The 24,677-nt window shown below is 73.6% G+C and carries 20 protein-coding genes; 13 read left to right on the forward strand and 7 right to left on the reverse strand.

What is annotated here, in order from left to right; all coding sequences use genetic code 11:
* The first annotated feature begins 67 nt into the window (after positions 1-67).
* From ACLQ2N_RS14485 to ACLQ2N_RS14495, 3 genes are all read left to right on the forward strand, one after another.
* Complete coding sequence (locus ACLQ2N_RS14485; protein WP_425812812.1) at positions 68-1,519, forward strand: flotillin family protein; 1,452 nt, start codon at positions 68-70, stop codon at positions 1,517-1,519.
* A gap of 185 nt (positions 1,520-1,704) precedes the next feature.
* Positions 1,705-2,175, forward strand: a complete 471-nt coding sequence (locus ACLQ2N_RS14490; protein WP_072487793.1) for a cation:proton antiporter regulatory subunit — start codon at positions 1,705-1,707, stop codon at positions 2,173-2,175.
* A 2-nt stretch (positions 2,176-2,177) separates the two neighbouring features.
* On the forward strand, positions 2,178-3,419 hold the full coding sequence (locus ACLQ2N_RS14495; protein WP_425812814.1) for a cation:proton antiporter: 1,242 nt from the start codon (positions 2,178-2,180) through the stop codon (positions 3,417-3,419).
* 37 nt (positions 3,420-3,456) lie between these two features.
* Here the strand turns inward: ACLQ2N_RS14495 and ACLQ2N_RS14500 are convergent, their stop codons facing one another.
* A complete protein-coding gene (locus ACLQ2N_RS14500) occupies positions 3,457-4,002 on the reverse strand; it encodes a MarR family winged helix-turn-helix transcriptional regulator (protein WP_425812816.1) in 546 nt (181 codons plus the stop codon).
* Positions 4,003-4,133: 131 nt separating this feature from the next.
* Here ACLQ2N_RS14500 and ACLQ2N_RS14505 point away from each other — a divergent pair, with 131 nt between their 5' ends.
* A complete protein-coding gene (locus tag ACLQ2N_RS14505) occupies positions 4,134-4,646 on the forward strand; it encodes a nitroreductase family deazaflavin-dependent oxidoreductase (protein ID WP_425812818.1) in 513 nt (170 codons plus the stop codon).
* A gap of 3 nt (positions 4,647-4,649) precedes the next feature.
* On the opposite strand, the gene ACLQ2N_RS14510 is transcribed toward ACLQ2N_RS14505, so the two are convergent.
* Together ACLQ2N_RS14510 and ACLQ2N_RS14515 are read right to left on the reverse strand one after the other, a co-directional pair.
* Entirely contained in the window at positions 4,650-6,146 is a 1,497-nt protein-coding gene (locus tag ACLQ2N_RS14510) for an MFS transporter (RefSeq protein WP_425812820.1), read from the reverse strand.
* 105 nt (positions 6,147-6,251) lie between these two features.
* A complete protein-coding gene (locus tag ACLQ2N_RS14515) occupies positions 6,252-7,337 on the reverse strand; it encodes a PucR family transcriptional regulator (protein ID WP_425812822.1) in 1,086 nt (361 codons plus the stop codon).
* 316 nt (positions 7,338-7,653) lie between these two features.
* Here ACLQ2N_RS14515 and ACLQ2N_RS14520 point away from each other — a divergent pair, with 316 nt between their 5' ends.
* The 4 genes from ACLQ2N_RS14520 to ACLQ2N_RS14535 all read left to right on the forward strand — a co-directional run bounded on the left by ACLQ2N_RS14520 (position 7,654) and on the right by ACLQ2N_RS14535 (position 17,502).
* Positions 7,654-8,298, forward strand: coding sequence for a hypothetical protein (locus tag ACLQ2N_RS14520; protein WP_425812824.1), 645 nt, complete (start codon positions 7,654-7,656; stop codon positions 8,296-8,298).
* Positions 8,299-8,414: 116 nt separating this feature from the next.
* Positions 8,415-10,514 (forward strand): flotillin family protein, encoded by a 2,100-nt coding sequence (locus ACLQ2N_RS14525; RefSeq protein ID WP_425812826.1) that lies wholly within the window; start codon positions 8,415-8,417, stop codon positions 10,512-10,514.
* A 134-nt stretch (positions 10,515-10,648) separates the two neighbouring features.
* Positions 10,649-15,535 carry a DNA repair ATPase gene (locus ACLQ2N_RS14530; protein ID WP_425812828.1) on the forward strand — a complete coding sequence of 1,629 codons (4,887 nt, stop codon included), beginning with the start codon at positions 10,649-10,651 and terminating at the stop codon, positions 15,533-15,535.
* A 44-nt stretch (positions 15,536-15,579) separates the two neighbouring features.
* Positions 15,580-17,502, forward strand: coding sequence for an NAD-binding protein (locus ACLQ2N_RS14535; RefSeq protein ID WP_425812830.1), 1,923 nt, complete (start codon positions 15,580-15,582; stop codon positions 17,500-17,502).
* A gap of 13 nt (positions 17,503-17,515) precedes the next feature.
* On the opposite strand, the gene ACLQ2N_RS14540 is transcribed toward ACLQ2N_RS14535, so the two are convergent.
* Complete coding sequence (locus ACLQ2N_RS14540; RefSeq protein ID WP_425812832.1) at positions 17,516-17,914, reverse strand: VOC family protein; 399 nt, start codon at positions 17,912-17,914, stop codon at positions 17,516-17,518.
* 210 nt (positions 17,915-18,124) lie between these two features.
* Here ACLQ2N_RS14540 and ACLQ2N_RS14545 point away from each other — a divergent pair, with 210 nt between their 5' ends.
* From ACLQ2N_RS14545 to ACLQ2N_RS14555, 3 genes are all read left to right on the forward strand, one after another.
* On the forward strand, positions 18,125-19,204 hold the full coding sequence (locus tag ACLQ2N_RS14545) for an LLM class flavin-dependent oxidoreductase (RefSeq protein WP_425812834.1): 1,080 nt from the start codon (positions 18,125-18,127) through the stop codon (positions 19,202-19,204).
* A 2-nt stretch (positions 19,205-19,206) separates the two neighbouring features.
* A complete protein-coding gene (locus tag ACLQ2N_RS14550; RefSeq protein WP_425812836.1) occupies positions 19,207-19,860 on the forward strand; it encodes a CE1759 family FMN reductase in 654 nt (217 codons plus the stop codon).
* 120 nt (positions 19,861-19,980) lie between these two features.
* The gene (locus ACLQ2N_RS14555; RefSeq protein WP_425812838.1) at positions 19,981-20,403 is read left to right on the forward strand and encodes a universal stress protein; all 423 of its coding nucleotides are present in this window, start codon (positions 19,981-19,983) and stop codon (positions 20,401-20,403) included.
* 54 nt (positions 20,404-20,457) lie between these two features.
* Here the strand turns inward: ACLQ2N_RS14555 and ACLQ2N_RS14560 are convergent, their stop codons facing one another.
* The gene (locus ACLQ2N_RS14560) at positions 20,458-21,585 is read right to left on the reverse strand and encodes a MerR family transcriptional regulator (RefSeq protein WP_425812840.1); all 1,128 of its coding nucleotides are present in this window, start codon (positions 21,583-21,585) and stop codon (positions 20,458-20,460) included.
* Between the two features lie 92 nt (positions 21,586-21,677).
* Positions 21,678-22,076 (reverse strand): hypothetical protein, encoded by a 399-nt coding sequence (locus ACLQ2N_RS14565; protein ID WP_425812842.1) that lies wholly within the window; start codon positions 22,074-22,076, stop codon positions 21,678-21,680.
* A 121-nt stretch (positions 22,077-22,197) separates the two neighbouring features.
* Between ACLQ2N_RS14565 and ACLQ2N_RS14570 the strand changes: the two genes are divergently transcribed.
* Together ACLQ2N_RS14570 and ACLQ2N_RS14575 are read left to right on the forward strand one after the other, a co-directional pair.
* The gene (locus tag ACLQ2N_RS14570) at positions 22,198-23,088 is read left to right on the forward strand and encodes a hypothetical protein (RefSeq protein ID WP_425812844.1); all 891 of its coding nucleotides are present in this window, start codon (positions 22,198-22,200) and stop codon (positions 23,086-23,088) included.
* A gap of 42 nt (positions 23,089-23,130) precedes the next feature.
* Positions 23,131-24,084, forward strand: coding sequence for an NADP-dependent oxidoreductase (locus tag ACLQ2N_RS14575; protein WP_425812846.1), 954 nt, complete (start codon positions 23,131-23,133; stop codon positions 24,082-24,084).
* A 15-nt stretch (positions 24,085-24,099) separates the two neighbouring features.
* Here the strand turns inward: ACLQ2N_RS14575 and ACLQ2N_RS14580 are convergent, their stop codons facing one another.
* Positions 24,100-24,507 (reverse strand): RNA-binding S4 domain-containing protein, encoded by a 408-nt coding sequence (locus ACLQ2N_RS14580; protein ID WP_425812848.1) that lies wholly within the window; start codon positions 24,505-24,507, stop codon positions 24,100-24,102.
* Positions 24,508-24,677: the final 170 nt, after the last annotated feature.

Consider the following 24,677-nt stretch of genomic DNA (forward strand, 5'->3'; position numbering starts at 1 on the left):
GGTACGCCCGGCCCCATCACCGCTCGTCTCACGACTGCCCCCGTCAGGAGGCAGAGGGGGAAACCGCATGAGTCCCGTAATGATCGCGATCGCCGGAGTCGTCGTACTCCTCTTCCTGCTCGCCCTCGCCGTGATCACCCGCTACAAGGTGGCCGGCCCCAGCCAGGCGTTCATCATCACCGGCCGCCGGGGCAAGAAGTCCGTCGACCCGGTGACCGGCCGGACCAGCATCGACAACAGCGGCCAGAAGGTCGTCGTCGGCGGCGGCGTCTTCGTCGTGCCGTTCGTCCAGCAGAAGTTCACCCTGGACCTGTCCAGCCGGCACATCCCGGTCGCCGTGCGCGGCGCCGTCACCCTGCGCGGCGTCAAGGCGCACCTCGAAGGCGTCGCGATCGTCAAGGTCGGCGGCAGCGAGGACGCCATCCGGGCCGCCGCCCAGCGCTTCCTGCGCCAGCAGGACGGCATCGTCGGCTTCACCCAGGAGGTGCTGTCCGGCGCACTGCGTGCCATCGTCGGCCGGATGTCCGTGGAGGACATCATCCGCGACCGCGCCGCGTTCGCCGGCCAGGTGGCGGAGGAGGCCGAGGCGAGCCTGTCCGGCCAGGGCCTGATCCTGGACGCCTTCCAGATCCAGGACATCACCACCGAGGGCTCCTACCTGGAGGACCTGGGCCGCCCCGAGGCCGCCCGCGCCAAGCAGGAGGCCGACATCGCGGAGGCCATCGCCCGCCGCGCCTCGGAGCAGGCCCGGCTGAAGGCGGCCGAGGAGATCGCGATCGCCGAGCGGACGTTCTACCTGAAGCAGGCCGAGATCAAGGCGGAGACGGAGGCGGCCGCCGCCAAGGCCAACGCCGCCGGTCCGCTCGCCGAGGCCGCCCGCCAGCAGGAGGTCCTCACCGAGCAGGAGAAGGTCGCCGAGCGCCAGGCCGCGCTGACCGACCGCGAGCTCGACACCAAGGTCCGCAAGCCCGCCGACGCCGCCCGCTACCAGGCCGAGCAGGAGGCGGAGGCCCGCCGCATCGCCCAGGTCAAGGAGGCCGAGGCGGCCGCCGAGCGCGCCCGGCTCACCGGTCAGGGCGAGAAGCTGCACCGCACCGCGCTCGCCGAGGCGGTCCGCATCGAGGGTGAGGCGGAGGCCGCCGCCATCGCGGCGCGCGGGTCGGCCGAGGCCGAGGCCATGCGGAAGAAGGCCGACGCCTTCGCGCAGTACGGCGACGCGGCCGTGCTCCAGATGCTCGTCGAGGTGCTGCCCCAGGTCGTCGCCAAGGCCGCCGAGCCGATGAGCGCGATCGACAAGATGACCGTCATCTCCACGGACGGCGCGAGCCGGCTGTCCCGTACGGTCACGGACAACGTCGCCCAGGGCATGGAACTGCTCAGCTCCACCACCGGGGTCGACCTCGCCGCGCTGCTCCAGAACCTCAGGGGCGCCGTGCCGAAGCCGGCCGCCGCCGAACCGGTGGCCGGGGCCCCGGCGGCCTTGCCGGAGAAGAACGGGAAGATCGAGATCAGCGACTGATCCGTCCCACGACCAGACCCGCGTGCCCGGCCGGTTGCGCAACCGGCCGGGCACGCGTGCGCCGGGGCGCGGGACGGTGGCCGGAAAGCGCCCCTCGGGGATGGCGCATACCCCCGGATAAGGTAATGCGAGTCTAAAGAGATCACCAAGTGCCTCGCGCGTACCGCGCTCCTCGGGAGGAAGCCATGGGAACCCACCGCACCACGCTGCCCGGAGTCGGCGTCCAGTACGACTACACGACCGAGTCGGGACAGCACATCTCCGTGGTGGTCCACCACGACGGGCGGCGGTTCATCGGCTTCTACGACCAGGACGACCCTGATTCGTGCCGGCTCTCCGTCCCCCTGACCCCACAGGAGGCGACCGGCCTCGCGCACCTCATCGACGCGGCGCCCATCGACGCCGTACGGACCGAGGGAATCGACCTGGTCACCGAGCACATCCCGCTCGGCACCCGTTCGCCGTACGGCGGCCGGCTGCTCGGCGACACCAAGGCGCGGACCCGAACCGGCGCCTCGATCGTGGCGGTGCTGCGCACCCACAGCGCGCACCCGTCACCCGGGCCGGACTTCCGGCTCGCCATCGGCGACACGCTCGTCGCCGTCGGAACGCGCGAGGGCGTCGACACGCTCTCCGAGATCATCGCGGAGGGCTGACCGTGCACGACACGACCGCACTGCTGGTGGAGCTCGGCTCCGTCATTCTGGGACTCGGCATCATCGGGCGGTTCGCCGGCCGGATAGGACTCTCGCCGATCCCGCTCTACCTGCTGGCCGGGCTGGCCTTCGGCGAGGGCGGGCTGCTGCCGCTCGGGGCCAGCGAGGAGTTCACCGCCGTCGGCGCCGAGATCGGCGTCATCCTGCTGCTGCTCCTGCTCGGCCTCGAATACAGCGCGTCCGAGCTGGTCACCAGCCTGAAGACGCAGTACCCGTCCGGGGCCGTGGACTTCGTGCTCAACGCGACCCCGGGCGCGGTCGCCGCGCTGCTGCTCGGCTGGGGCCCGGTCGGGGCCGTCGCGCTCGCCGGTGTCACCTGGATCTCCTCGTCCGGGGTGATCGCGAAGGTCCTCGCGGACCTGGGGCGCCTCGGCAACCGGGAGACCCCGGTCATCCTCGGGGTGCTGGTCATCGAGGACCTGTCGATGGCCGTCTACCTGCCGCTGCTCACCGCGATGCTCGCGGGCGTCGGCCTCGCCGGCGGCAGCATCGCCCTGCTGATCGCGCTCGGCACGGTCGGCCTGGTGCTCTACCTGGCGCTGCGGCACGGCCGACTGATCAGCCGCGCGGTCTCCTCCGACAATCCGGAGATGCTGCTGCTCGTCGTGCTGGGCCTGACCGTCCTGGTCGCCGGGGTGGCCCAGCAGCTCCAGGTGTCGGCCGCCGTGGGCGCGTTCCTCGTCGGCATCGCGCTCTCCGGTGAGGTCGCGGAGGGCGCGCGCAAGCTGCTGACCCCGCTGCGGGACCTGTTCGCCGCCGTCTTCTTCGTGTTCTTCGGGCTCTCCACCGACCCGGCCGAGATCCCGCCGGTGCTGCTGCCGGCCGCGCTGCTCGCCGTCGTCACCGTCCTCACGAAGATCGGCACCGGCTGGTACGCGGCCCGGCGCGCCGGTATCGGACCGCGCGGGCGCTGGCGGGCGGGCGGCACGCTCGTCGCGCGCGGCGAGTTCTCCATCGTCATCGCCGGTCTGGCCGTGGCGACGGAGCCCCGCATCGGCCCCATCGCCACGGCGTACGTCCTGATCCTGGTCATCGTCGGCCCGCTCACCGCGCGCTGGACCCAGCCGGTGGTCGAACGCGTCCAGAAGTGGCGCGGCAAGGACGGGGGCGCTCCGGCGCCGGCCGCGGCGAGCGGTGAAGCGGTCCCCGCGGCCCGGGAAGAGGTCTCGGCGTCGACCGAGTGACCCCGTGGCGGCACGGGGCGGGCGGCAGGCCCGCCCCTCAGGCCCCCGCCGGCAGGTCCGGCGTCCAGCCCAGCGGGTAGGCGTCGGTGCCCTCCGCGGGGGCCGCCGCCTCGCCGCCCGCGTCGGTGAACGCCCGCAGCGCGTCGATCAGCGCGGCCCGCTGCTCGGGCGCGATGCGCTCCACGATCGAGGCGACCTCCCGGCGGCGGCCGGCCGTGACCTCCTCGACCAGCCGGTGGCCCTCGGGCGTCACCCGCAGCACCGTCTCGCGGCGGTTGGCCGGGTTGACCTGACGTTCCGCGAGGCCCGCCGCGATCAGCCGGTCGAGCATCCGCATCGCGGTCGAGGGGTTTACGCCGAGGCGCTCGGCGAGGGTGACGAGCTTGGCCTCCCCGTGCGTGGAAAGCACCACGAGCAGCCGGAACTGGGGCAGCGTCACCCGGTCCTCGACCGCCGCGAGCGACCGGGCGGACACCGCGACCAGCAGTCTCGACGCGGTCAGCACCGCGCGCGTCACCGCGTCGACGTCGTCCCGGTCCGGGGCGGTCGGGGGGTCAGCGGGTGCCTGTCCGTGCGCGGCCATGCCCCTTTCTACCGCGCCCGGCGTGCTGACTCGAACCGGCGGTCACTCGATACGGAAACGCCGCCCAACCGGTACCGGAACGACGACGGCGCGCACTGGCCCCGACCTTTGGATTGTGCAACGTTTGCATAGTGACGCATGAATCCGCGGGTTCGCCCGCTCCCCGGCGCCCGGCCCCGCCGACCGGCTGGCGGCGCACCGCCTTCCGGCTGCCCGTCCACATGTTCCGCATGGGGCTCGGGCCGCTCTTCGGGGGCCGGCTGCTGCTGCTCGTCCACACCGGCCGCGTCTCGGGCCTCCCCCGCCGGACCGCCATCGAGGTCGTGGAGGCGGGCACCCACGAGGGCCGGGCCTGCTGGACCGTCGCCTCGGGCTTCGGGCCCGGCGCGGACTGGTTCCGCAACCTGGAGCGCACCCCGCACGCCACGGTGCAGGCCGGCCGCCGGTTCCACGCGGTGACCGCGCACGTGCTGACCTCCGAGGAGGGCGGTGAGCTGATGGTGCGGTACGCGCCCCGCCATCCCCGGGTCGCCCGCCGGCTCTGCGCGTACATGGGCTTCGAAGTGGACGGCAGCCCGGAGGACTACCGGCGGGTGGGCGAGTCGATCCCGTTCGTCCGGCTCACCGAGGGCGCGAAGCGCTGACCCTCAGGCTCGCGCCGGTTCCTCCGCGAGGTGCGGGCGGGGTGCGCCGGGCCGGTACAGGAACAGGGTGACGACGAGCCCGAGGGCGAAGAAGCCCGCGGACCACCAGTACGCGGTGGCGTAGCTCTCCAGCTGGGCCTGGGCGACGGCGGGCGGGGTCGGCCTGCGGCCCACCAGGTAGTTCGTGGCGGCGCTGGTGGCGAGGGTGTTCAGCAGGGCCGTACCGATGGAGCCGCCGACCTGCTGGCTGGTGTTGACCATCGCCGAGGCCACCCCGGCGTCCCGCGCCCCGACGCCCGCGGTGGCCAGGTTCATCGCCGTGGCGAAGACGGCGCCGAGGCCGATGCCCAGGCAGAGCAGCGGCGGCAGCACATGGGCGGCGTAGCTGCTGTCCAGGTCCAGGGCGGTCAGCCACACCATGGCGACCGCCGCGATGCCCATCCCGGTCGGCACGATCGGTTTCGGGCCCAGCCGGGGCACCAGCACGTTCGTCGTGGTCATGGAGGAGGCGATCATGCAGGCGACCATGGGGATGAAGGCCAGCCCGGTGGAGACCGGCGAATAGCCCAGGCTCTTCTGCAAGTAGTACGTGAGGAAGAGGAAGACGCCGAACATCCCGCCGCCGGAGATGAACATCGCGAGGAACGACGCCGCCCGGTCCCGGTCCAGCACCACCCGCATCGGCAGCAGCGGATGCGCCGCCCTCGTCTGCCACCACGCGAACGCCGCCACCAGCACCGCGCCCGCCATCAGGAACCCCCAGGTCAGCGGCGAACTCCAGGCATGCGACTCGGCCTGGGAGAACCCGTAGACGATGCAGAAGAGACCGGCCGAGACCAGCAGCGTCCCCGGGATGTCGAGCCGGGGCCGGTCCGCCGGCGCCCCCGCGGTCAGCAGCCGCCAGCCGCCCGCGAACGCGAGGAACGCGAAGACCAGGTTGACGTAGAGGCACCAGCGCCAGTCCAGGTACTCCGTGAGCACCCCGCCGAGCAGCAGCCCCACCGCACCGCCCGCCCCCGCGATGGCGCCGTAGATCCCGAACGCCTTGGCCCGCTCCCTGGGCACGGTGAACGTCGTCGTGAGCAGGGACAGCGCCGCCGGGGCGAGCAGCGCGCCGAACAGGCCCTGGAGGGCGCGGGCCAGCACCAGGATCTCGAAGCTCGGGGCGGCACCGCCGATCGCGGAGGCGACCGCGAAGCCGACGAGCCCGGTCAGGAAGACCACCCGGCGGCCCACGAGGTCGGCGATGCGTCCGCCGAGCAGCAGCAGCGAGCCGAAGGCCAGGGCGTACGCCGTGACGATCCACTGCCGGTCGCCGTCGCTGAAGCCGAGATCCTGCTGGGCGGAGGGCAGCGCGATGTTCACGATCGTCGCGTCGAGCACCACCATCAGCTGGGCCAGACCGATCACCCCGAGCACCCACCAGCGGTGGGAGGGGTGCGCCTCACGGGGGTTCGCCCTGCGGGTTCCTGCTTCTCGGGGACCTGCTTCACGGGCCATGGGGCGGATCTCCCTCACTGCGCACACCGCCGGAATCCCCCGGCTGATCACGCTAGGCGGAGCCCGCCCGTCCCGCATGTGGAGCCGGGCCCTGCCGGCCCGGGCTCAGATCTCCTTGGCGGGCCAGTCGAGGAGCCGGGCGCCGATCACCGCGGTCTGGAGCGTGTAGCGGTGCTGGGGGTCCGCCGGGTCGGAGCCGGTCAGCTGGTGGATGCGTTCCAGCCGGTACGTGAGGGCCCGGACGCTCAGCGAGAGGCGGCGGGCGGTCTCGGCGGCGACACAGCCCGCGTCGAAGTACACCGACAGCGTCCTGAGGAGCGGTTCGGCGCCGCCCCGGGCCTTCTGGAGCGGTCCCAGCTCACTGCGCACGAGATCGGCCATGGCCTGCCGGTCCCGGGTCAGCACGGGGTAGACCAGCAGGTCGGCGGCGTAGAGCACGGGGTCGTCCAGGTCCATCCGGTCCGCAAGGTCCAGCGCGTCCAGCGCCTCGTCGTACGACTGGACGACGCCGCCGGGGCCCCGGTGGGGGCGGCCGACGGCGACCCGGCCGCCGTCCGTCGCCGCGTGTGCCTGCTTCGCGAAGTAGCGCAGGACGTCGGGCTGGCTGCCGGGCGCGACGCACACCATGCGCCCGTCCTTCGTGGTGAGCAGGATCTTGCGCCCGCCGAACCGGGCGAGCATCGCCGACTCCACGTGCCGGGGCACCGCCTCGGTCTCGGTGTACGCCTCCGGGCCCGTCGCCACCGCCACCGCGTGGGCGCGCGAGAGGCGCAGCCCGAAGCGGGTGGCCCGCTCGGCGAGCCGGCCCAGATCGCTGCGCCCGTACAGGAGGTCGTCGATGAACTCGCGCCTGGCGGCCTCCTCGCGGCGCACGGTGAGACGCTGGGCGCGCTCGAAGCCGTCGGCGAAGGCGTCGACCGCCTGCTCCATCGCGGCCAGCGCGCTGTCGGCGGAGGCCGCCGCGGCGGCGGGGGCCGCGCCGGGGGCGAGGGTGGGCCAGGCGGCGCGGGTCTCGGCCAGATGCATGCGGACCAGGGCCCGGAGCTGGTGGCCTGCCTCGGCGGCCTCCCGGCCCAGGGCGCGGCGGGACTCCAGCTCCTCACGGGTGAGCCGGCGGCCCGAGACGGCCGCCTCGCCGAGTATCCGCGCGTAATCCTCCAGAAAGCTTTCGGGAATCACCGGTTCCGCCACGCGTCCGCCTCCGTTCCTGTTTCGCACACGTACCCGGCCCAACGCGCGGGGGCCGGTGCCGGTGCCCGGCACCGGGGACCGGCGAACGTTGCCGTGTTCCGGCAATGCGACCGGGCGCCCCCGGATGACACGATCCTGTCAGCACCAACCGGGGGACCACGGGGGAAAACGGGGGAATCGCGGGGGTGCACGGGGGATCGGGGGAAGACCCGGATGCCGCGGTGTCGTCGAGGGTGACACCGCGGCACCGGGGTCACCGACCGGTCCGCGCGGACACCGGCGGCACCGCCGGCGGAACGGACGGGGGTCGGGATCGATGCGGGAATTCACGGACGCGACGCTGTCCTTCCCGGCCGTACTCTTCGCCGCCGCGCTCGTCGTCGTCATCGCCTTCTGGCTGCTCGTCCTGGTCGGCGCGGCCGACCACCACTCCTTCGACGCCGACCTGGACGCCGATCTCGCGGGCGTCGGAGGCGTCCCGGTCACCGTCTCGGTGTCCCTGATGATCGCCGTCGGCTGGTTCTCCGCCCTGACCGGTTCGGTCCTGGTGCACCGCTCGGGCGCCACCGGAGCGCTGCGCGCCGTGCTGGCCTGCGCGGTCCTCGCCGGGGCGCTGCTGCTCGCCTGGGGTGCGGTGCGGCTGCTCGTCCACCACTTCCGGCGCTTGTTCCCCGACCAGCCTCCGCCATCGCGCCAGGACTTCCTGGGCCGCGTCTGCACGATCCGTACCGGCTCGGTCTCCACGGACTTCGGCCAGGCCGAGGTCACCGCCGACGACGGGACCACCGCCACCGTCCAGGTGCGCCAGCTGGGGCCCGTAGACGCGGAGCTGACCTCCGGACGCTCCGGACTGCTGTACGCCTACGACGAGGCCGGGGAGTTCTTCTGGGTCTCGGCCTACGACAAGGCGCTCGACCCGGGCCCACCGCACGGCCGTACGGCCTCCGGCCCCGCCGTCTGAGCCACCGCCGCTATGGGCGCGGTGTGCCCGTCCGGGCTGCCCGGACGCCGTGTGCCACCCCGCCGTGTTTCACGTGAAACCGCTCACTTCCGTTATCCCAGCCGCCAAGGACTGTCATGGATGCCATCTCCTTGGGCCTCGGCCTGCTCGTCGCCGTGGTCCTGCTCATCGCCGTAGCCGTGCTGCTGATCATCACCCGGCTCTTCCGCAAGGTGGAGCAGGGCAAGGCCCTGATCATCTCCAAGACCAAGAAGGTCGACGTGACCTTCACCGGTGCCGTCGTCCTGCCGGTGCTGCACAAGGCCGAGTCCATGGATATCTCGGTCAAGACCATCGAGATCCGGCGCACCGGGCGCGAGGGCCTGATCTGCCAGGACAACATCCGCGCCGACATCCACATCACGTTCTTCGTGCGGGTCAACAAGACCGTCGAGGACGTCAAGAAGGTCGCCCAGTCGATCGGCACCGAGCGTGCCAGCGACAAGGTCGCCATCCAGGAGTTCTTCGCGGCGAAGTTCTCCGAGGCGCTGAAGACCGTCGGCAAGCAGCTGGACTTCGTGGACCTGTACACGAAGCGCGAGGAGTTCCGCGACCGGATCATCCGGGTCATCGGTACCGACCTGAACGGCTACCACCTGGACGACGCGGCGATCGACTTCCTGGAGCAGACCCCGATGGCGCAGCTCGACAGCGCCAACATCCTGGACGCCCAGGGCATCCGGAAGATCACCGAGCTGACCGCGATCGAACACGTCCGCACCAACGAGTTCCAGCGCACCGAGCAGAAGGAGATCACCCGGCAGGACGTCGACGCCCGGGAGACCATCCTGGAGCTGGAGCGCCGGCAGGCGGAGGCGGAGATCAAGCAGCGCCGCGAGGTCGAGACGCTGCGGGCCCGCGAGGAGGCCGTGACCGCGCGGGTCCAGGAGGAGGAACGCCTGGGCGCGCAGGCCGCGTTCATCAGGACCGAGGAGCAGCTCGGCATCCAGCGGGAGAACCAGGCCCGGGAGATCGCCGTCGCGCAGAAGAACCGCGAGCGGGTCATCGCCGTCGAGAACGAGCGCATCGAGAAGGACCGGCTGCTGGAGGTCATCGGGCGCGAGCGCGAGACCGAGCTGAACCGCATCGCCGCGACGAAGGAGGTCGAGGCGGAGCGCCGCGAGGTCGCCGACGTCATCCGCGAGCGGATCGCGGTGGACCGTACGGTCGCCGAGCAGGAGGAGTCCATCAGGACGCTCCGGTCCGTCGAGGAGGCCGAGCGCACCCGCAAGTCGGTCATCATCGCCGCCGAGGCGGAGGCGCAGGAGCGGCTGGTCAAGGACATCAAGGCGGCCGAGGCGGCGGAGGCGGCGGCCATCCACCGGGCGGCCGAGCAACTGACGCTCGCGGAGGCCCGGCTGAAGACCGCCGACCTGGACGCGCAGGCCAAGCTGCGGCTGGCCGAGGGCGTCCAGGCGGAGACGGCGGCACCCGGCCTCGCGGACGTCCAGGTGCGGGACGCGGAGGCGGAGGTCATCGAGAAAACGGGGCTCGCCGAGGCCGGGGCCACGTCCGCGCGGCTCAAGGCCGAGGCCGAGGGCGCCCGTCTCAAGGCCCTCGCGGACGCGGAGGGTACGCAGGCGCAGGCGTCGGCCGACGCGGCGATGATCGGCGAGAAGCTGAAGGCGGAGGCGGCGGGGCTCACGGAGAAGGCGGCCGCGATGGCGGCGCTGGACGACGCCTCGCGCGGGCACGAGGAGTACCGGCTGCGGCTGGCCGCCGAGAAGGAGATCCGGCTCGCGGGGCTCGACGTCCAGCGGCAGGTCGCCGAAGCGCAGGCGACGGTGCTCGCCACGGGTCTGGAGAACGCGGACATCGACATCGTCGGCGGCGATTCGGTGTTCTTCGACCGGCTGGTGTCGTCCATCTCGATGGGCAAGAGCCTGGACGGCTTCGTCTCGAACTCGGACACGGCGAAGACCCTGGCCGGCCCGTGGCTGAACGGCGACTCCTCCTTCACGGAGGACCTGACACGGGTGCTGTCGTCGGTGTCCACGGGCGACGTGCAGAACCTCACGGTGTCGGCACTGCTGATGCGGATGATGGCCGCGCCGTCGTCCGGGGTCGGCGCGGACCAGGTCCGCGCGCTGCTGGACCACGCGCGCTCGCTGGGGCTCGCGGACGTCCCGGTGAGCGGCCCGGCCCCGGCGGGCCTGAACGGTACGCCGGTGGCCTGAACCGGAGCCAGTGCCGCGCGCCTCACCCCGGCCCCGTCCGTCCTCCATCGCCGGACGGGCCGGGTGGGGCGGGCCCCCGAGCCCGTCCGGCGGCGATCGAGGACACCACCGCAAGGACCACCAAGGAGCACCCCGTGGACAACGTGACCGCCCCCGCCGCCGGGGACTACGACGTCCTGCGCCGCCGCCTGCGCGCCCACGCCACCGAGCTCACCCGCAGGGCCACCGCCCTCAACGCCCGCCGCACCGAGGCGTTCGGCGCCACCGGCCTCCAGCTCCTCGCCAGCGAGCAGATCCGGACGGAACGCCCGTCCACCCCCCGCGACCTCGTCGCGCTCGGCGGCGAGCTGCTGTTCGGCTTCGAACGCGGCCCGGGCCGGCAGAGCCGGCCCGCCGTGGAGGACGTCCTCGCGCTGTACACCGTCGACCTCGCCCCCGGCACCGGCACCCCGCTCGCCGACGCCTCCTTCGTCCGTGAATTCGACGGCCTGCACCGCTACTTCCGCGACGCACGCCTGCTGCGGCTGCGCCGGACCGAGGGCCGCCTCCTGGCGGTCTTCCGTACCGGCGACACCGCCGACGACATCCGGGTCCTGCGCTGGGCACTGAACCCGGACGGCTCCCCCGGCGCGTTCATCGACGCGCGCGGCGAGCGCGACCACGTCTTCCCGCCGTCGCACGACTTCGCCTGGACGGCGGCGGGCCGTGAGGCCCACGTCGCGGGGCGCCACCCGCACATCGCCATCGGCTGTGCGGCCGAGCTGTATGTGGACACGCTCGGCGGCACCCTCACGGTGAAGACCGAGGACGACACGGAGACCCCGGACGGGATCTACGAGGAGCCGGTCACCGAACCCCTCCAGTCGCTCGCGGACGCCGAGGTCGAGTACGCGGAGCTGGGCCCGCTCGTGCTGCTGCGGGTGCGCCCGTACAAGGAGGAGGCGTGGCGCCACCTCGTCTTCAACGCGCTCCTCGGGACCGTCACCCGCCTCGACGGCATCGGCCCGGCCTGCCAACGGCTCCCCGAGGACCAGGGGATCATCTTCCCGGGCGGGTTCTACCTGACGACCGGCGAGGCCCGGACGTTCGACATCGCGCGTCCGCTCACCGACCCGGTCTTCGAGGAAGCCGTGCGCTCCCCGAACGGCGAGGACGTGCTGTACGTCTTCCGGTCCCGGCAGGACGGCCGCAGCCTGCTGCTGCCGTACAACGTGATCCGCCAGGAGGTGGCGACCCCGCTCCAGGGCCGGGGCCACGCGCTGCTGGACGACGGCACGCTCGTCGTGCTGCGCGACCCGGTGGAGGGCGGCGAGGGCGGCGCGGCGCGCGTCCACCCGCTGCAGCGCTGGCGGACGCCCTACGTCTCCGACACGTACGCGGCGTCCCGTCCGGCCGGTGAAGGCCCGCTGGCCCGGGTCGGCAACGCCGACCTCGTGCGCGGGATCTCCGACTGCCTGGCCCTCGCGCACGCCGCGTCCGGGACGACGCCGACCGCCGCCGTGTACGACCGGCTGGTCGCCGACTGCGTACGGGCGGGCGACCGCTACCACTGGCTGGACGACGCGGAACTGGGCGCGCTCGCCGAGCCGCTGGGCGAGCTGGGCGAGACCGCGCGCCAGGTCGTCGCGGAGTTCGAGGCGGTCCGGGCGCTGACCCGGCAGGCCGCCGACGCGCTCACCGAGACGGCCGACCGCATCACCGCCCTGGTCCGCCGGGTCCGCGGCGAAGCCCCGCGCACGGCCGCCGTGTGGGTGGACCGGCTCACCGAACTGCGCCGCGCGCACGGCCGCTTGGCCACCCTCGCGGAGATGCGGTACGCGGACACCGAGCGCATCGAGGAGCTGGCCGCCGCCACCGCCGAGGACATCGAGGCGGCCGCCCGCCGCGCGGTCGCCTTCCTGGCCGGGGACGACGCGTTCACCGGCTACCACGAGGACATCGCCCGCCTCACCGAGGAGGCCGCCGGGCTCGCCACGGTCACCGACGCCACCGCGCTCGGCGACCGGCTGGCCGGCATGACGGACGGGCTGAGCACGGTCACGGACGTCGTCGCCGGACTGGACATCGGCGACGGGGTGGTCCGTACGTCGATCCTGGAGCGCATCGCGGAGGTCCTGGGCGCCGTCAACCGGGCCCGCGCCACGCTCGACGCCCGCCGGCGCGCGCTGGCGGACCACGAGGGCCGGGCCGAGTTCGCCGCCGAGTCCGCGCTGCTCGGGCAGGCCGTCACGGCCGCGCTGGCCGCCGCCGGGACGCCGGACTCCTGTGACGAGCAGCTGGCCAGGCTGCTGCTCCGGCTGGAGAACCTGGAGGCGCGGTTCGCGGAGTACGACGACTTCCTGGCGGAGCTGGGCGAGCGTCGGACGGAGGTGTACGAGGCGTTCTCGGCGCGCAAGCAGGGCCTCCAGGACGAGGTGGCCCGCCGCACCGAGCGCCTCGCGGACTCGGCGGCGCGCGTCCTGGAGACGGTCGCCCGGCGCAGCGCCGCCCTGCCCGACGCGGACGCCGTCCACACCTTCTTCGCCTCCGACCCGATGGTCGCCAAGGTCCGCCGGAGCGCCGAGGAGCTGCGGGCGCTCGGGGACACCGTGCGCGCCGAGGAGCTGGACGGGCAGCTGCTCGCCGCCCGCCAGGAGGCGGGCCGGGCCCTGCGCGACCGGGACGAGCTGTACGCGGACGGCGGGGCCGTGATCCGCCTCGGCCGGCACCGGTTCGCGGTGAACACCCAGCCGTTCGAGCTGACCCTCGTACCGCAGGACGGCACGCTCGCGTTCGCCGTCACGGGGACCGACTACCGGAGGCCGGTGACCGACCCGGAGTTCGCCGCGACCCGGCCGTACTGGGACCGGACGCTCCCCTCCGAGTCCCCGGCCGTCTACCGGGGCGAGCATCTGGCCGCCCGCCTCCTGGAAGAACACGGCGCGGACCGGCTGGCCTCCCTGGACGACGGCGGACTCGCCGCGCTCGTACGGGAGTCCGCTGCCGCCGCGTACGACGAGGGGTACCAGCGCGGGGTCCACGACGAGGACGCGACCGCGATCCTGTCCGCTCTGCTGCGGCTGCACGCGGGCGCCGGGCTGCTGCGCTTCCCGCCCGCCGTCCGGGCCGCCGCCCAGCTGTTCTGGGCCCATGAGGCGGACGAGGCCCGCCGGGTCTCCTGGACGTGCCGGGCCCGCTCGCTGGCCCGCGCCCGGGAGACGTTCGGGCTCGCCCCGGCGGTCGCCGCGCTCCAGGAGGAGTGGGCGTCGGCGATCGGCGGCGAGAGCCCCCGTACCGTCGCCGTGTACCTCTTCGAGGAGCTGGCCGGCGGCCCCGACGGCTTCGTGACGGGCGCCCGCGTCGTCACGTTCCTGGACAAGTTCCGCCGCGCCACCGGGACGTCGGCGTACGACGACGACCTCGCCGCCCTCGCCGACGACCTGCCGGCCCGGCGCCAGCTCGTGGAGGGCTGGCTCACCTCGTACGCCGAGGCGAGCGGCACCGGCATCGACGCGGGCGACCTCGCGGAGGCCGTCGCCGTGGAGCTGTGTCCCGAGCCCCTGCTCGCCCGGTACGAGGCCGACGCGCCGCTCACCGAGACCGTCGACGGGCTCCTCGGCGTCCACCCGCGCATCGAGCGCGGCCGGCTCACCGTCCGCATCGACGAACTCCTGGCCCGGACCGAGGAGTTCCGCGCCGTCGCCGTACCGGGATTCCGCGCCTACCAGCGCCGGCGCGCCGCCCTGGTGGCCGCCGAGCGCAGCCGGCTGCGCCTTGACGACCACCGGCCGCGCGTGATGTCGGCGTTCGTACGCAATCGGCTGCTCGACGAGGTCTATCTGCCGCTCATCGGCGACAGCCTCGCCAAGCAGCTGGGCACGGCCGACGCCGACCGCCGCACCGACTCACAGGGCCTGCTGCTGCTCGTCTCGCCGCCCGGCTACGGCAAGACGACGCTCATGGAGTACGTCGCCGACCGGCTCGGGCTCGTCCTCGTCAAGGTCAGCGGCCCCAACCTGGGCCACGACGTGACCTCGCTCGACCCCGCGCAGGCGGGCAGCGCCACCGCGCGCCAGGAGATCGAGAAGATCAACTTCGCCCTGGAGGCGGGCAACAACACGCTGCTCTACCTGGACGACATCCAGCACACCTCGCCCGAGCTCCTCCAGAAGTTCATCCCGCTCTGCGACGCCACGCGCCGCGTCGAGGGGGTGCGGGACGGTGAGCCGCGCACGTACGACCTGCGGGGCAAGCGGTTCGCGGTGTGCATGGCGGGCAACCCGTACACCGAGTCCGGCGCACGCTTCCAGGTGCCCGACATGCTCGCCAACCGGGCGGACGTGTGGAACCTGGGCGAGGTGCTGTCGGGCCGCGAGGACACCTTCGCGCTGAGTTTCGTGGAGAACGCGCTGACCGCGAATCCGGTGCTGGCTCCGCTCGCCGGCCGCTCCCGCGAGGACCTGGCGCTGCTGCTGCGGCTCGCCTCCGACGATCCCACGGCGCGTCCGGAACAGCTCGAGCACCCCTGCGCGCCCGCCGAGGTGGACCGGATCGCCGCCGTTCTGCGGCATCTGCTGCGGGCCCGCGACACGGTGCTCGCGGTCAACGCCGCGTACATCGCCTCGGCAGCGCAGACCGACGCCACGCGCACCGAACCGCCGTTCCGGCTCCAGGGTTCGTATCGCAACATGAACCGGATCGCGGAGCGGATCGCGCCCGTGATGAACGACGCCGAGCTGTCCGCCGTCGTGGAAGACCACTACGCGGGCGAGGCGCAGACCCTGACCAGTGGCGCGGAGGCCGCGCTCCTGAAGCTCGCGGCGCTGCGGAACACGCTCACACCCGCGCAGGCCGAACGGTGGGCGGCGCTCTGCGCCACGTACGTCCGCACACAGGCGCTCGGCGGGCCCGGCGGCGATCCGATGACCCGTGCGGTGGCCGCCCTGGGGCTGCTCGCGGACCGGATCGCGGCCGTCGAGACGGCGATCGGGCGCGCCGCCGACCCCCGCCGTCTGCCGGCCGGGCCGCACGGCGACCGCTGACCGTCCCAAGGGCTGTCCCGTAGATCACCGGAAGGGAGCAAGGCATGCTGGGACACGTGTCCTCCTTCCCCCAGCAACCCCAACTTTCCCCGTTCTCCGGCCACATGGTCGTCTGCGGAGACGACGCGCTCGCCCAGCGGCTCGCCGTGGAGCTGCGGTACGTCTACGGGGAACGGGTCACCCTCGTCGTGCCGCCGGAGCCGGGCGCGGTCAGGCCGGACGAGCCGCTGAGCGGGCGCGGGCGGGCCGCCGCGCTGTTCGGGCGGATGGCGTCCGCGATGAACCGCAACGGCGGCGGGCTGCCGCACGGTTCGGACGGGGACACCAACGCCGGCGTCGAGGCGGTGCGCATCCTCCAGGCGGCCGAGCCGTCCGACGAGTCGCTGGCGGAGGCGGGCATCGCACAGGCCTCCGCGGTCGCCCTCGTCTACGACGACGACGAGCGCAACATCCGGGCCGCGCTCACCGCCCGGCGGCTCAACCCCCGTGTGCGGCTGGTGATCCGGCTCTACAACCGCAAGCTGGGCCAGCATCTGGAGACCCTGCTCGACCAGGCGGCGGCCGTCGCGTCCCCCGGGCTCGACCCGGCCGCGATCGACGCCTCCACCACGGTGCTGTCCGACGCCGACACCGCCGCGCCCGCGCTCGCGGCCACCGCGCTCGCCGGGTCGACCCGGGTGATCCGGGCCGAGGGCCTGTTCCTGCGCGCCGCCGAACGCATCCCGCCCCGGGGCGGCCAGATCGCCGACCCCGGCCTATGCACCCTGGCCCTGCTCTCCTCCACCACCCACGACCCGGCGGGCGCGGAGGGCTCCGACAGCAGCGGCGCGGAGGGGCCGCAGCTGCTGCCCGGGCCGGCGGAGATCGCCTCGGCGACCGGGCGCGGCACGGTCGTCCTGGAGGCCGTCACCCAGTCCGGTCCGGCCGCCCCGAAGCCCCGGATGAGCGGCCGGAGCGCGCCGCTGAGCCAGTTCTTCTCGCGGCGGCTGCGGTGGTCGGCGCTGGGCGTGGGGCTCGCGGTGCTCGGGCTGGCGGTGGCGTCCTCGTTCACCACCGGCGACCATCCGCTGCACGCGGCCTACCTCACCCTGCTCGACCTGTTCGCGATGGGCGACCCGGCGATCGGTGAGCCCACCGCCCGCCAGGTGATCCAGATTCTCTCCGGCATCGCGGGCCTGATGCTCCTGCCGCTGCTGGTGGCGGGGGTCCTGGAGGCGTTCGGTTCACTGCGCAGCGCCTCATCGCTGCGGCGGCCGCCGCGCGGGCTGTCCGGGCACGTGGTGCTGCTCGGCCTCGGCAAGATCGGCACCCGGGTCCTGGTGCACCTGCGGGAGCTGGGCATCCCGGTGGTCTGCGTGGAGGAGGACCCGGAGGCGCGGGGCATCCCCCTCGCCCGGCGGCTGCACGTGCCGGTGGTGCTCGGTGACGTCACGGACGAGGGGGTGCTCGAAGCGGCCAAGATCGGCCGCTCGCGCGGGCTCCTCGCGCTGACCAGCGCCGACACCACGAACCTGGAGGCGGCGCTGTACGCGCGCTCGTTGAAGCCGAACCTGCGGGTGACGGTCCGCCTGTTCGACGACGAGTTCGCCACGGCGGTCTACCGCACGCTGCGCACGGCGCACCCGCAGGCGATCACCCGCTCCCGCTCGGTCTCCCATCTGGCGGGCCCCTCCTTCGCGGTCGCGATGATGGGCCGCCAGATCCTGGGCGCGATCCCGGTCGAACGCAAGGTGCTCCTGTTCGCGGCGGTGGAGGTCGGCGGCCACCCCCAGCTGGAGGGCCGCACGGTCGACCAGGCGTTCCGCGAGGGCGCCTGGCGCGTCCTGGCCCTGGACGTGGCCCCGGGCTCCCTCGTCTGGAACATCCACCCGGGCTACGTGCTCCGCCCGACGGATCGCGTGATCATCGCCGCGACCCGGCGGGGGCTGGCGGAACTGCTGGGACGGCGGGCGCTCACCCGCCGCTGAGGGACGCCCCGTCCTACGGCCGCCAACTCCGCCGGCAGAGCACCAGCCGGTACCCGTCCGGGTCCTCCACCGTCACCCCCCACTCGTTCCAGTACGGGTTCGGTGAGCCGACCCTCGTACCGCCGCGGGCGAGCAGCCGGGCCACCAGGGCGTCCGGAACCGGGCCGTCCAAATACAGGACGAGCAGGTCCTCCTCGGTGGGCCGGGGGTCCACCGGTCCCCTCGTGAGCTCCAGATGCCAGGAGGCGCCGGGATGCCCCACCATGAGGAGGTCATGTGTTCCGGGCTCCCGTTCCGCGTCCGCGCGGAAGAGGACCGTCAGCCCCAGCCCGTCCACCCAGAACCGCTCGGCGGCGGCGAGATCCCGGGAGGGCCGGGCGAGGCGGACATGCGTTTCGGCGGTGAACGACACGGGTGCCCCTTCGTCGGGCGGCACGCTCGGCCGCACACGGAGCCGCAGGCTATGCGGCGGGCCGGCCGGCGCACATCGGACATCGGTCCTGGTCCCCGGGACCGATGCCGGGGAGCACGGCCGGGAAGGAATACCCCGCCTCCGCCCCCCGTTGTACGATGCGTCCAGCTAGTTCAACGTTCAACCATCACCGACCAGGAGGCGGACGCCATGCAGTTCGGGATCTTCACCGTCGGGGACGTCACCACCGACCCCACCACCGGTACGACGCCGAGCGAGCACGAGCGGATCAAGGCCACCGTCGCCATCGCGCGCAAGGCCGAGGAGGTCGGGCTCGACGTCTTCGCGACCGGTGAGCACCACAACCCGCCGTTCGTCCCCTCGTCGCCGACCACCACGCTCGGCTACATCGCGGCGCAGACGAAGAGCATCGTCCTGTCGACCTCGACCACGCTGATCACCACCAACGACCCGGTGAAGATCGCCGAGGACTACGCAACGCTCCAGCACCTCGCGGACGGCCGCGTGGACCTGATGATGGGGCGCGGGAACACCGGCCCGGTCTACCCGTGGTTCGGCAAGGACATCCGCCAGGGCATCCCGCTCGCCATCGAGAACTACGCCCTGCTGCACAAGCTGTGGCGGGAGGACGTCGTGGACTGGGAGGGCACGTTCCGTACGCCGCTCCAGTCGTTCACCGCGACCCCTCGCCCCCTGGACGGCGTGCCGCCGTTCGTCTGGCACGGCTCCATCCGCTCGCCGGAGATCGCCGAGCAGGCCGCGTACTACGGCGACGGCTTCTTCCACAACAACATCTTCTGGCCCATGGAGCACACGAAGAAGATGGTGCAGCTGTACCGCCGGCGGTACGCGCACTACGGCCACGGCACCGCCGAGCAGGCGATCGTCGGCCTCGGCGGCCAGGTGTTCATGCGGAAGAACTCCCAGGACGCGGTACGCGAGTTCCGCCCGTACTTCGACAACGCGCCGGTCTACGGCCACGGGCCGTCGATGGAGGACTTCACCCGGCAGACCCCGCTGACCGTGGGCTCCCCGCAGGAGGTCATCGAACGGACGCTGACCTTCCGGGACGCGGTCGGCGACTACCAGCGCCAGCTGTTCCTGATGGACCACGCGGGACTGCCGCTGAAGACGGTCCTCGAACAACTCGACATCCTCGGCGAGGAGGTCGTCCCCGTCCTGCGCAAGGAGTTCGCCGCCCTGCGCCCGGCCGGTGTCCCCGAGACCGCGCCGCTGCACCCCGCCCACGCCGCCATGAAGGAGAGCTGACCGTGTTCGCCACCGAACCCGTGAGGATCGTCGCCGTATCGGCCGGGCTCAGCAACCCGTCCTCGACCCGGCTGCTGGCCGACCGCCTGGCCGCCGCCGCCCGGGAGCGGACCGAGGCCGCGCAGGACCGCCCGGTCGACGTCCGGGTGTTCGAGCTGCGCGACCTGGCCGCGGACATCGCGAGCCACCTGGTGTCCGGCTTCCCGCCGCCCGCCCTGGAGGACGCGCTCGCCGCGGTCACGGGCGCCGACGGGCTGATCGCGGTCACGCCGGTGTTCACCGCCTCGTACAGCGGCCTGTTCAAGTCGTTCTTCGACCTGGTCGAGAACACCGCACTGACCGGCAAGCCCGTACTCATCGCCGCGACCGGCGGCACGCCCCGGCACTCGCTGGTCCTGGAACACGCGATGCGCCCGCTCTTCGCCTACCTGCGCGCCGTCACCCTGCCGACCTCGGTCTACGCGGCGTCGGAGGACTGGGGCGCGTCCGGCGATGAGTACACCGAGGGCCTGCCCGCCCGCATCCGGCGCGCGGGCGGGGAGCTGGCCGACGCCGTCACGGGCGGCCGCGTAGTCTCCGGCGCGGCCAGGACCCCGGGTCTTGACGACGCGGTGGTCCCGTTCGAACAGCAGCTCGCGGCCCTGCGCCCGGCCTGACCGCCCGGGCCCACAAAATCGCCGTTTCGCCCGTTTTGACTAGAGTCGTACGGGAAGACGTGTGCGAGCGGGACTGAGCACAGCACCGAGCACAGCCGCAGAACCCAGCTGGAGGCAGAGATGGGCAGGATCGTGGTGGGCGTCGACGGCTCCGAGTCGTCGGTCAAGGCACTGCACTGGGCCGTGCGCCAGGCGGAGCTGACCGGTGACACGGTGGAGGCCGTCAACAGCTGGGAGTACCCCGCCACCAGCTGGGCATCGATGATGCCGGGCCTCCCCGAGGACTTCGACCCCCAGGCCATGGCCACCGTGTCGCTCACCGAGACGCTGGAGGAGGCCCTGGGCGCGCAGGGCGCCGCCGCCGTCGACAAGGTCGTCGTGATCGGCAACCCGGCACAGGCCCTGCTCGACCGGGCCGAGGGCGCGAACCTGCTGGTCGTGGGCGCGCGCGGGTACAGCGGCTTCAAGGCGACCCTGCTCGGCTCGGTCAGCCTGCACGTCACCCAGCACGCCTCGTGCCCGGTGACCGTCGTCCGCGCCTGACCCGGTACAAGGGTGGGCCCCGCACCACGCGTGGTGCGGGGCCCACTCGCGTCCTCACAGCTCCACGACGTCCGCCACCGCACACGCCACGTTGTCCGGCGCGCCGGCCGCCTCCGCGAGCTCGATCAACGCGCCCACGGCGGTGGAGGGCCCGTCCGCCGCGGCCAGCACCCGCGCCAGCTCCCCGCCGTCGACGACCGCCGAGAGCCCGTCCGAGCAGAGCAGGTAGCGGTCGCCGGGCAGCGCGTCCCGGACGTCCACATCGGGCCCGGAGCCGTACGGGCCGTCACCGCCGAGCACCTTGAGGAGCATCGCCCGCTGCGGGTGCGAGAACGCCTCCTCCTCCGTCAGCGAACCGTCGTCGATCATCGACTGGACCAGGCTGTGGTCGTGCGTGATCCGGAACAGCTCGCCCCCGCGCAGCAGATAGGCCCGCGAGTCCCCGATGTGCACCAGGCCCAGCCGCGAGCCCGTCCACATCACCGCCGTGAGCGTCGTCCCCGACTCCGCCGGCGACCCGCTTCCGCTCCCCGCGACCGCGTCCCGCACCGCGAGCGCCGCCCGCTCCGCCGCGTCGTGCAGGCTGTTCAGCAGCTCCGCCGCCGGCACCGCGCCCGGTGCGAACGGTTTCAGGGCCTCGATCGCGGCCGTGCTGGCCCCCGCCCCGCCCGCGCCGAATCCGTCGGCGACCGCGAGCAGCCGGGCCCCGGCGTAGACCGCGTCCTGGTTGGTCTCGCGCACCGCACCCGTGTCGGTGCGGGCCGCGTAGCGGAATCCGAGTGTGCCCACCGATGTCATGACGTCCTCCGTCGACAGCTGGTCGATGAGGAAGGCCGCGAGGTCACGGCGGGCCGCCGTCTCCGCCTCGACGCGCGCCCAGTACGCCCGGATCGCCGCGGCGGCCGCACCGGACTCCAGCGCGATCACCTCCCTGATCCGGGCGAGCGGCATCCCGATCCGGCGCAGCCAGGCCACCAGCCGGGCCGCCCGCACCTGCGCCGGGTCGTAGTACCGGTAGCCGTTCACCGGGTCGACCAGGGCCGGTGGGAGCAGGCCGAGCTCGTCGTAACGGCGCAGCGCCTTGGCGGACAGCCGGGACAGCCGGGCGAACGCCCCGATCGTCACCAGCTCCGCGCCGGGGCCCCGCCCCTGCCCGTCCTCCGTCACCGCACGCCTCCTCATACCGGGCGGACTCCCCGCCCCGGCACACTCGATCCTTGGCCTTCCCCCAGGGAGAAGGTCAAGGATCGCTGTCGTGCGGGTCGGCGCGGGCGTCACTCCCGCGTGTAGAAGTAGTAGTACGCGGCGAGCAGTCCACCGAGTCCGAGGATCAGCCCGATCACCGACGCCGACAGGATGCTCGCGCCGGACAGGCTGTAGAGGAAGCCGATCGAACCGCCGGTCAGCACCCCGTACGCGGCGGCCCGCAGCTCGCGCGGCAGCCGGTTCTGGATCCGGCCGAGGCCGAAGCAGAGCACCGCGAGCACGGCGCCGGAGACGAGTCCGAGGGCGAGCCGGGTGCCCGTGAGCACCCCGCCGCCACGGACGATGGCGGTCGCGTAGCAGCCCATGATCAGGCCGAGCGCGGCCGGGATCGCCCAGCTGAGGACCGGGCGGTGCCGGGCGGGCGTCGCGTGCCTCCCGCGTACCGGCACCGAAGCGTGTGCGGCCATGGCAGAGAGCTCCTTCCGTCACCCCCGCGTTCCCTCCAGAGCACACCTGGTCGGGCCGCCCGGCAACTCGGATGGCCCACGGCCCGGGGCGCCCCGGCACCATCCGGGATTCCCTGGAGGGGTGCGGACGTATTTCTCGGTGGCCCTGTCGGCGGTACTGCTGGTGCTGCTGGCCGTCCTGGTGCCGCTGAGCGCGCTGTCCGCCTGGGTCGACCTGGAGATCGACGACACGGACCGGTACGTGTCCGCCGTCGCCCCGCTCGCCGACGACCCGGAGGTGCAGAACACCGTCGCCGACCTGATCACCGACAGCGCGATGAAGCAGATCGACGTCGGGCCGCTCCAGAGCACCGTGCGCCGGTTCCTGCACCAGGCCGTGGAGTCCTTCACCACCACGGAAGCCTTCCAGGACGCCTGGACCGCCGCCAACCGCACCGCGCACGAGACGGTCACCGCCGCGCTGGACGGGCAGAGCGGCGAGAGCGTCACGATCGATCTGGCGCCCGTCACGGAGCAGGTGAAGCGGAACCTGGTGGACAACGGGGTGCCGTTCGCCGACCAGATCCCCGTCCAGCACACCGACATCCGGCTGGTCTCCGCCGACCGCGCGGACCAGCTGCGGCAGAGCTTCCAGTGGCTGCGGACCGCGAGCGTGTGGCCGGCCGTGGGCACGCTCGCCTTCGCGCTGCTCGCCGTCGCGCTCGCCTGGATGGGCGGCGGACCCGGCCGCCGGGGCCGCGCCCTGGCCGGCCTGGCCGGCACCGCCGTGACGGGCGCGGGCTTCGCGCTCGGCGCGCTGGTGCTGCGCGCCGCGCTGGCGCTGGCCCGCGACCGGGTGCTCGACGAGGTCCCGGACAGCGACACCGGCGCCGCCGCGGCCGTCTACGACGCGCTGACCTCCTCGCTGCGCACCACAGTGTGGATCGTCTTCGGCCTGGGCCTGGCCGTCGCGGTATGCGCGGTGGCGGCCAGGATCTGGGCCCAGCGGGTGCTGCCGGCGCCGGCGGAATGACGCGGCCGCTCCGCCGGAGCGGCCCGACTGGGAGGTGTACGGATGCGAGCCATCGCCGTCAGCGCGCTGCGGGCCGACCCGGTGCTGGTCGAGCTGCCCAAGCCGGAGCCACGGCCCGGCGAGGTCCGGGTGCGGGTCGAATACGCCTCGCTCAACCCGCTGGACTGGCAGGTCACGGACGGCTCCACCGGTGAACCCGCCCCGGCGCCCCTGACCTTCCCGTTCGTCGTCGGCGTGGACTACGCGGGCCGGGTCGACATGATCGGCGGCGGCGAGAACCGCTTCCGGGTGGGGGACCCGGTCTTCGGACGGGCGGCCGTGACCGACGCGTGCGGCTCGTACGGGGAGTACCTGTGCGTGCGGCAGGACTCCGCCATCACCCTCGTCCCGCGCGGTCTCGACGCCCGGGCCGCCGCCGCCCTGCCGTCCGCCGGGATGGCCGCCGCACAGATCCTGGAGGCGGTCGCGCTGCGCGGCCACGAGACCCTGCTGGTCGTCGGGGCGGCGGGCGGGGTCGGCTGCTTCCTCACCCAGCTCGCCCGGGCCCGCGATGTCCGCGTGATCGCGGCGGTGCGCGGTGACGAGCGGTCCAGGATGGGGTCGTTGGGCGCCGCCGCATCGGTGGACCTCGCGGACGGTCCGCCCGCCGACGGGCTGCGGAGCGCCTGTCCGGACGGCATCGACGCGCTGGCCGACCTGGCGTCGGCGGCGCCGGACGCGTTCGCGGCGCACGCGGCGGCGGTCCGGCCGGGCGGCATCGCGCTCTCCACCCGGGGCGCCGCCGCCGGGGCCCGGCTGCCCGAAGGCGTCAGGGGCGTCGACTTCCGTCTCGACCCGAGCCCGGTCCTGCTCGACGTACTGGCGGCGGGCGCCGCGGACGGCATCCTGCGCGTGCCCGTCGACGCCGAACTGCCGTTGGCGCAGGCGCCGTCGGCCCTGGCGCGCAACCGGGCGGGCGGGGCGCGCGGCAAGACCGTGATCGTGCTGCACCGCTGACGCGCGGGGCGCCGGCTACTCCGTCGGGCCGGGGCCCATTCCGCGCAGCCGGTCCATCTCGCGGCGGTCCCGTTTCGTGGGCCTCCCCGCGCCCCGGTCGCGCACCGGGACCTGGATCGCGGTCTCGCGCGGCGGCGGGGGCGGGCTGTTGTCGATGAAGCACTCGGCGGCCACGGGCGGGCCCACCCGCTTCTTCACCAGCTTCGACACGACGACGACCCGGTCCCGGCCCGCGTGGCGGAGCCGCACCTCGTCGCCGACCCGCACCGACTGCGCGGGCTTGGCACGTTCGCCCGCGACCTTCACATGACCCGCACGGCAGGCGGCAGCGGCCTGCGCCCGGGTCTTCGTGAGCCGGACCGACCAGATCCAGACATCGACCCGAACACTGCCCTCCGTCTGCGGAGCCTCACCCGAAACCATGCGTCCGACTGTAAGCGGTGGGCCCATGCGGTACGTTCCCGCGTCAACTCGACGCCTACGCGGTGCAGGTGAAGCGGGAGCGCGGTGAACGCCCGTACGGGGCCCCAGGACTCGGTCCGGGCTCGGTTCGCTCTCGGTTGTCCCACATGCCAGCCGTGCCGCCGGACGGC

It is taken from the genome of Streptomyces sp. DT224 (assembly GCF_049844595.1).
Lineage (GTDB): Bacteria > Actinomycetota > Actinomycetes > Streptomycetales > Streptomycetaceae > Streptomyces.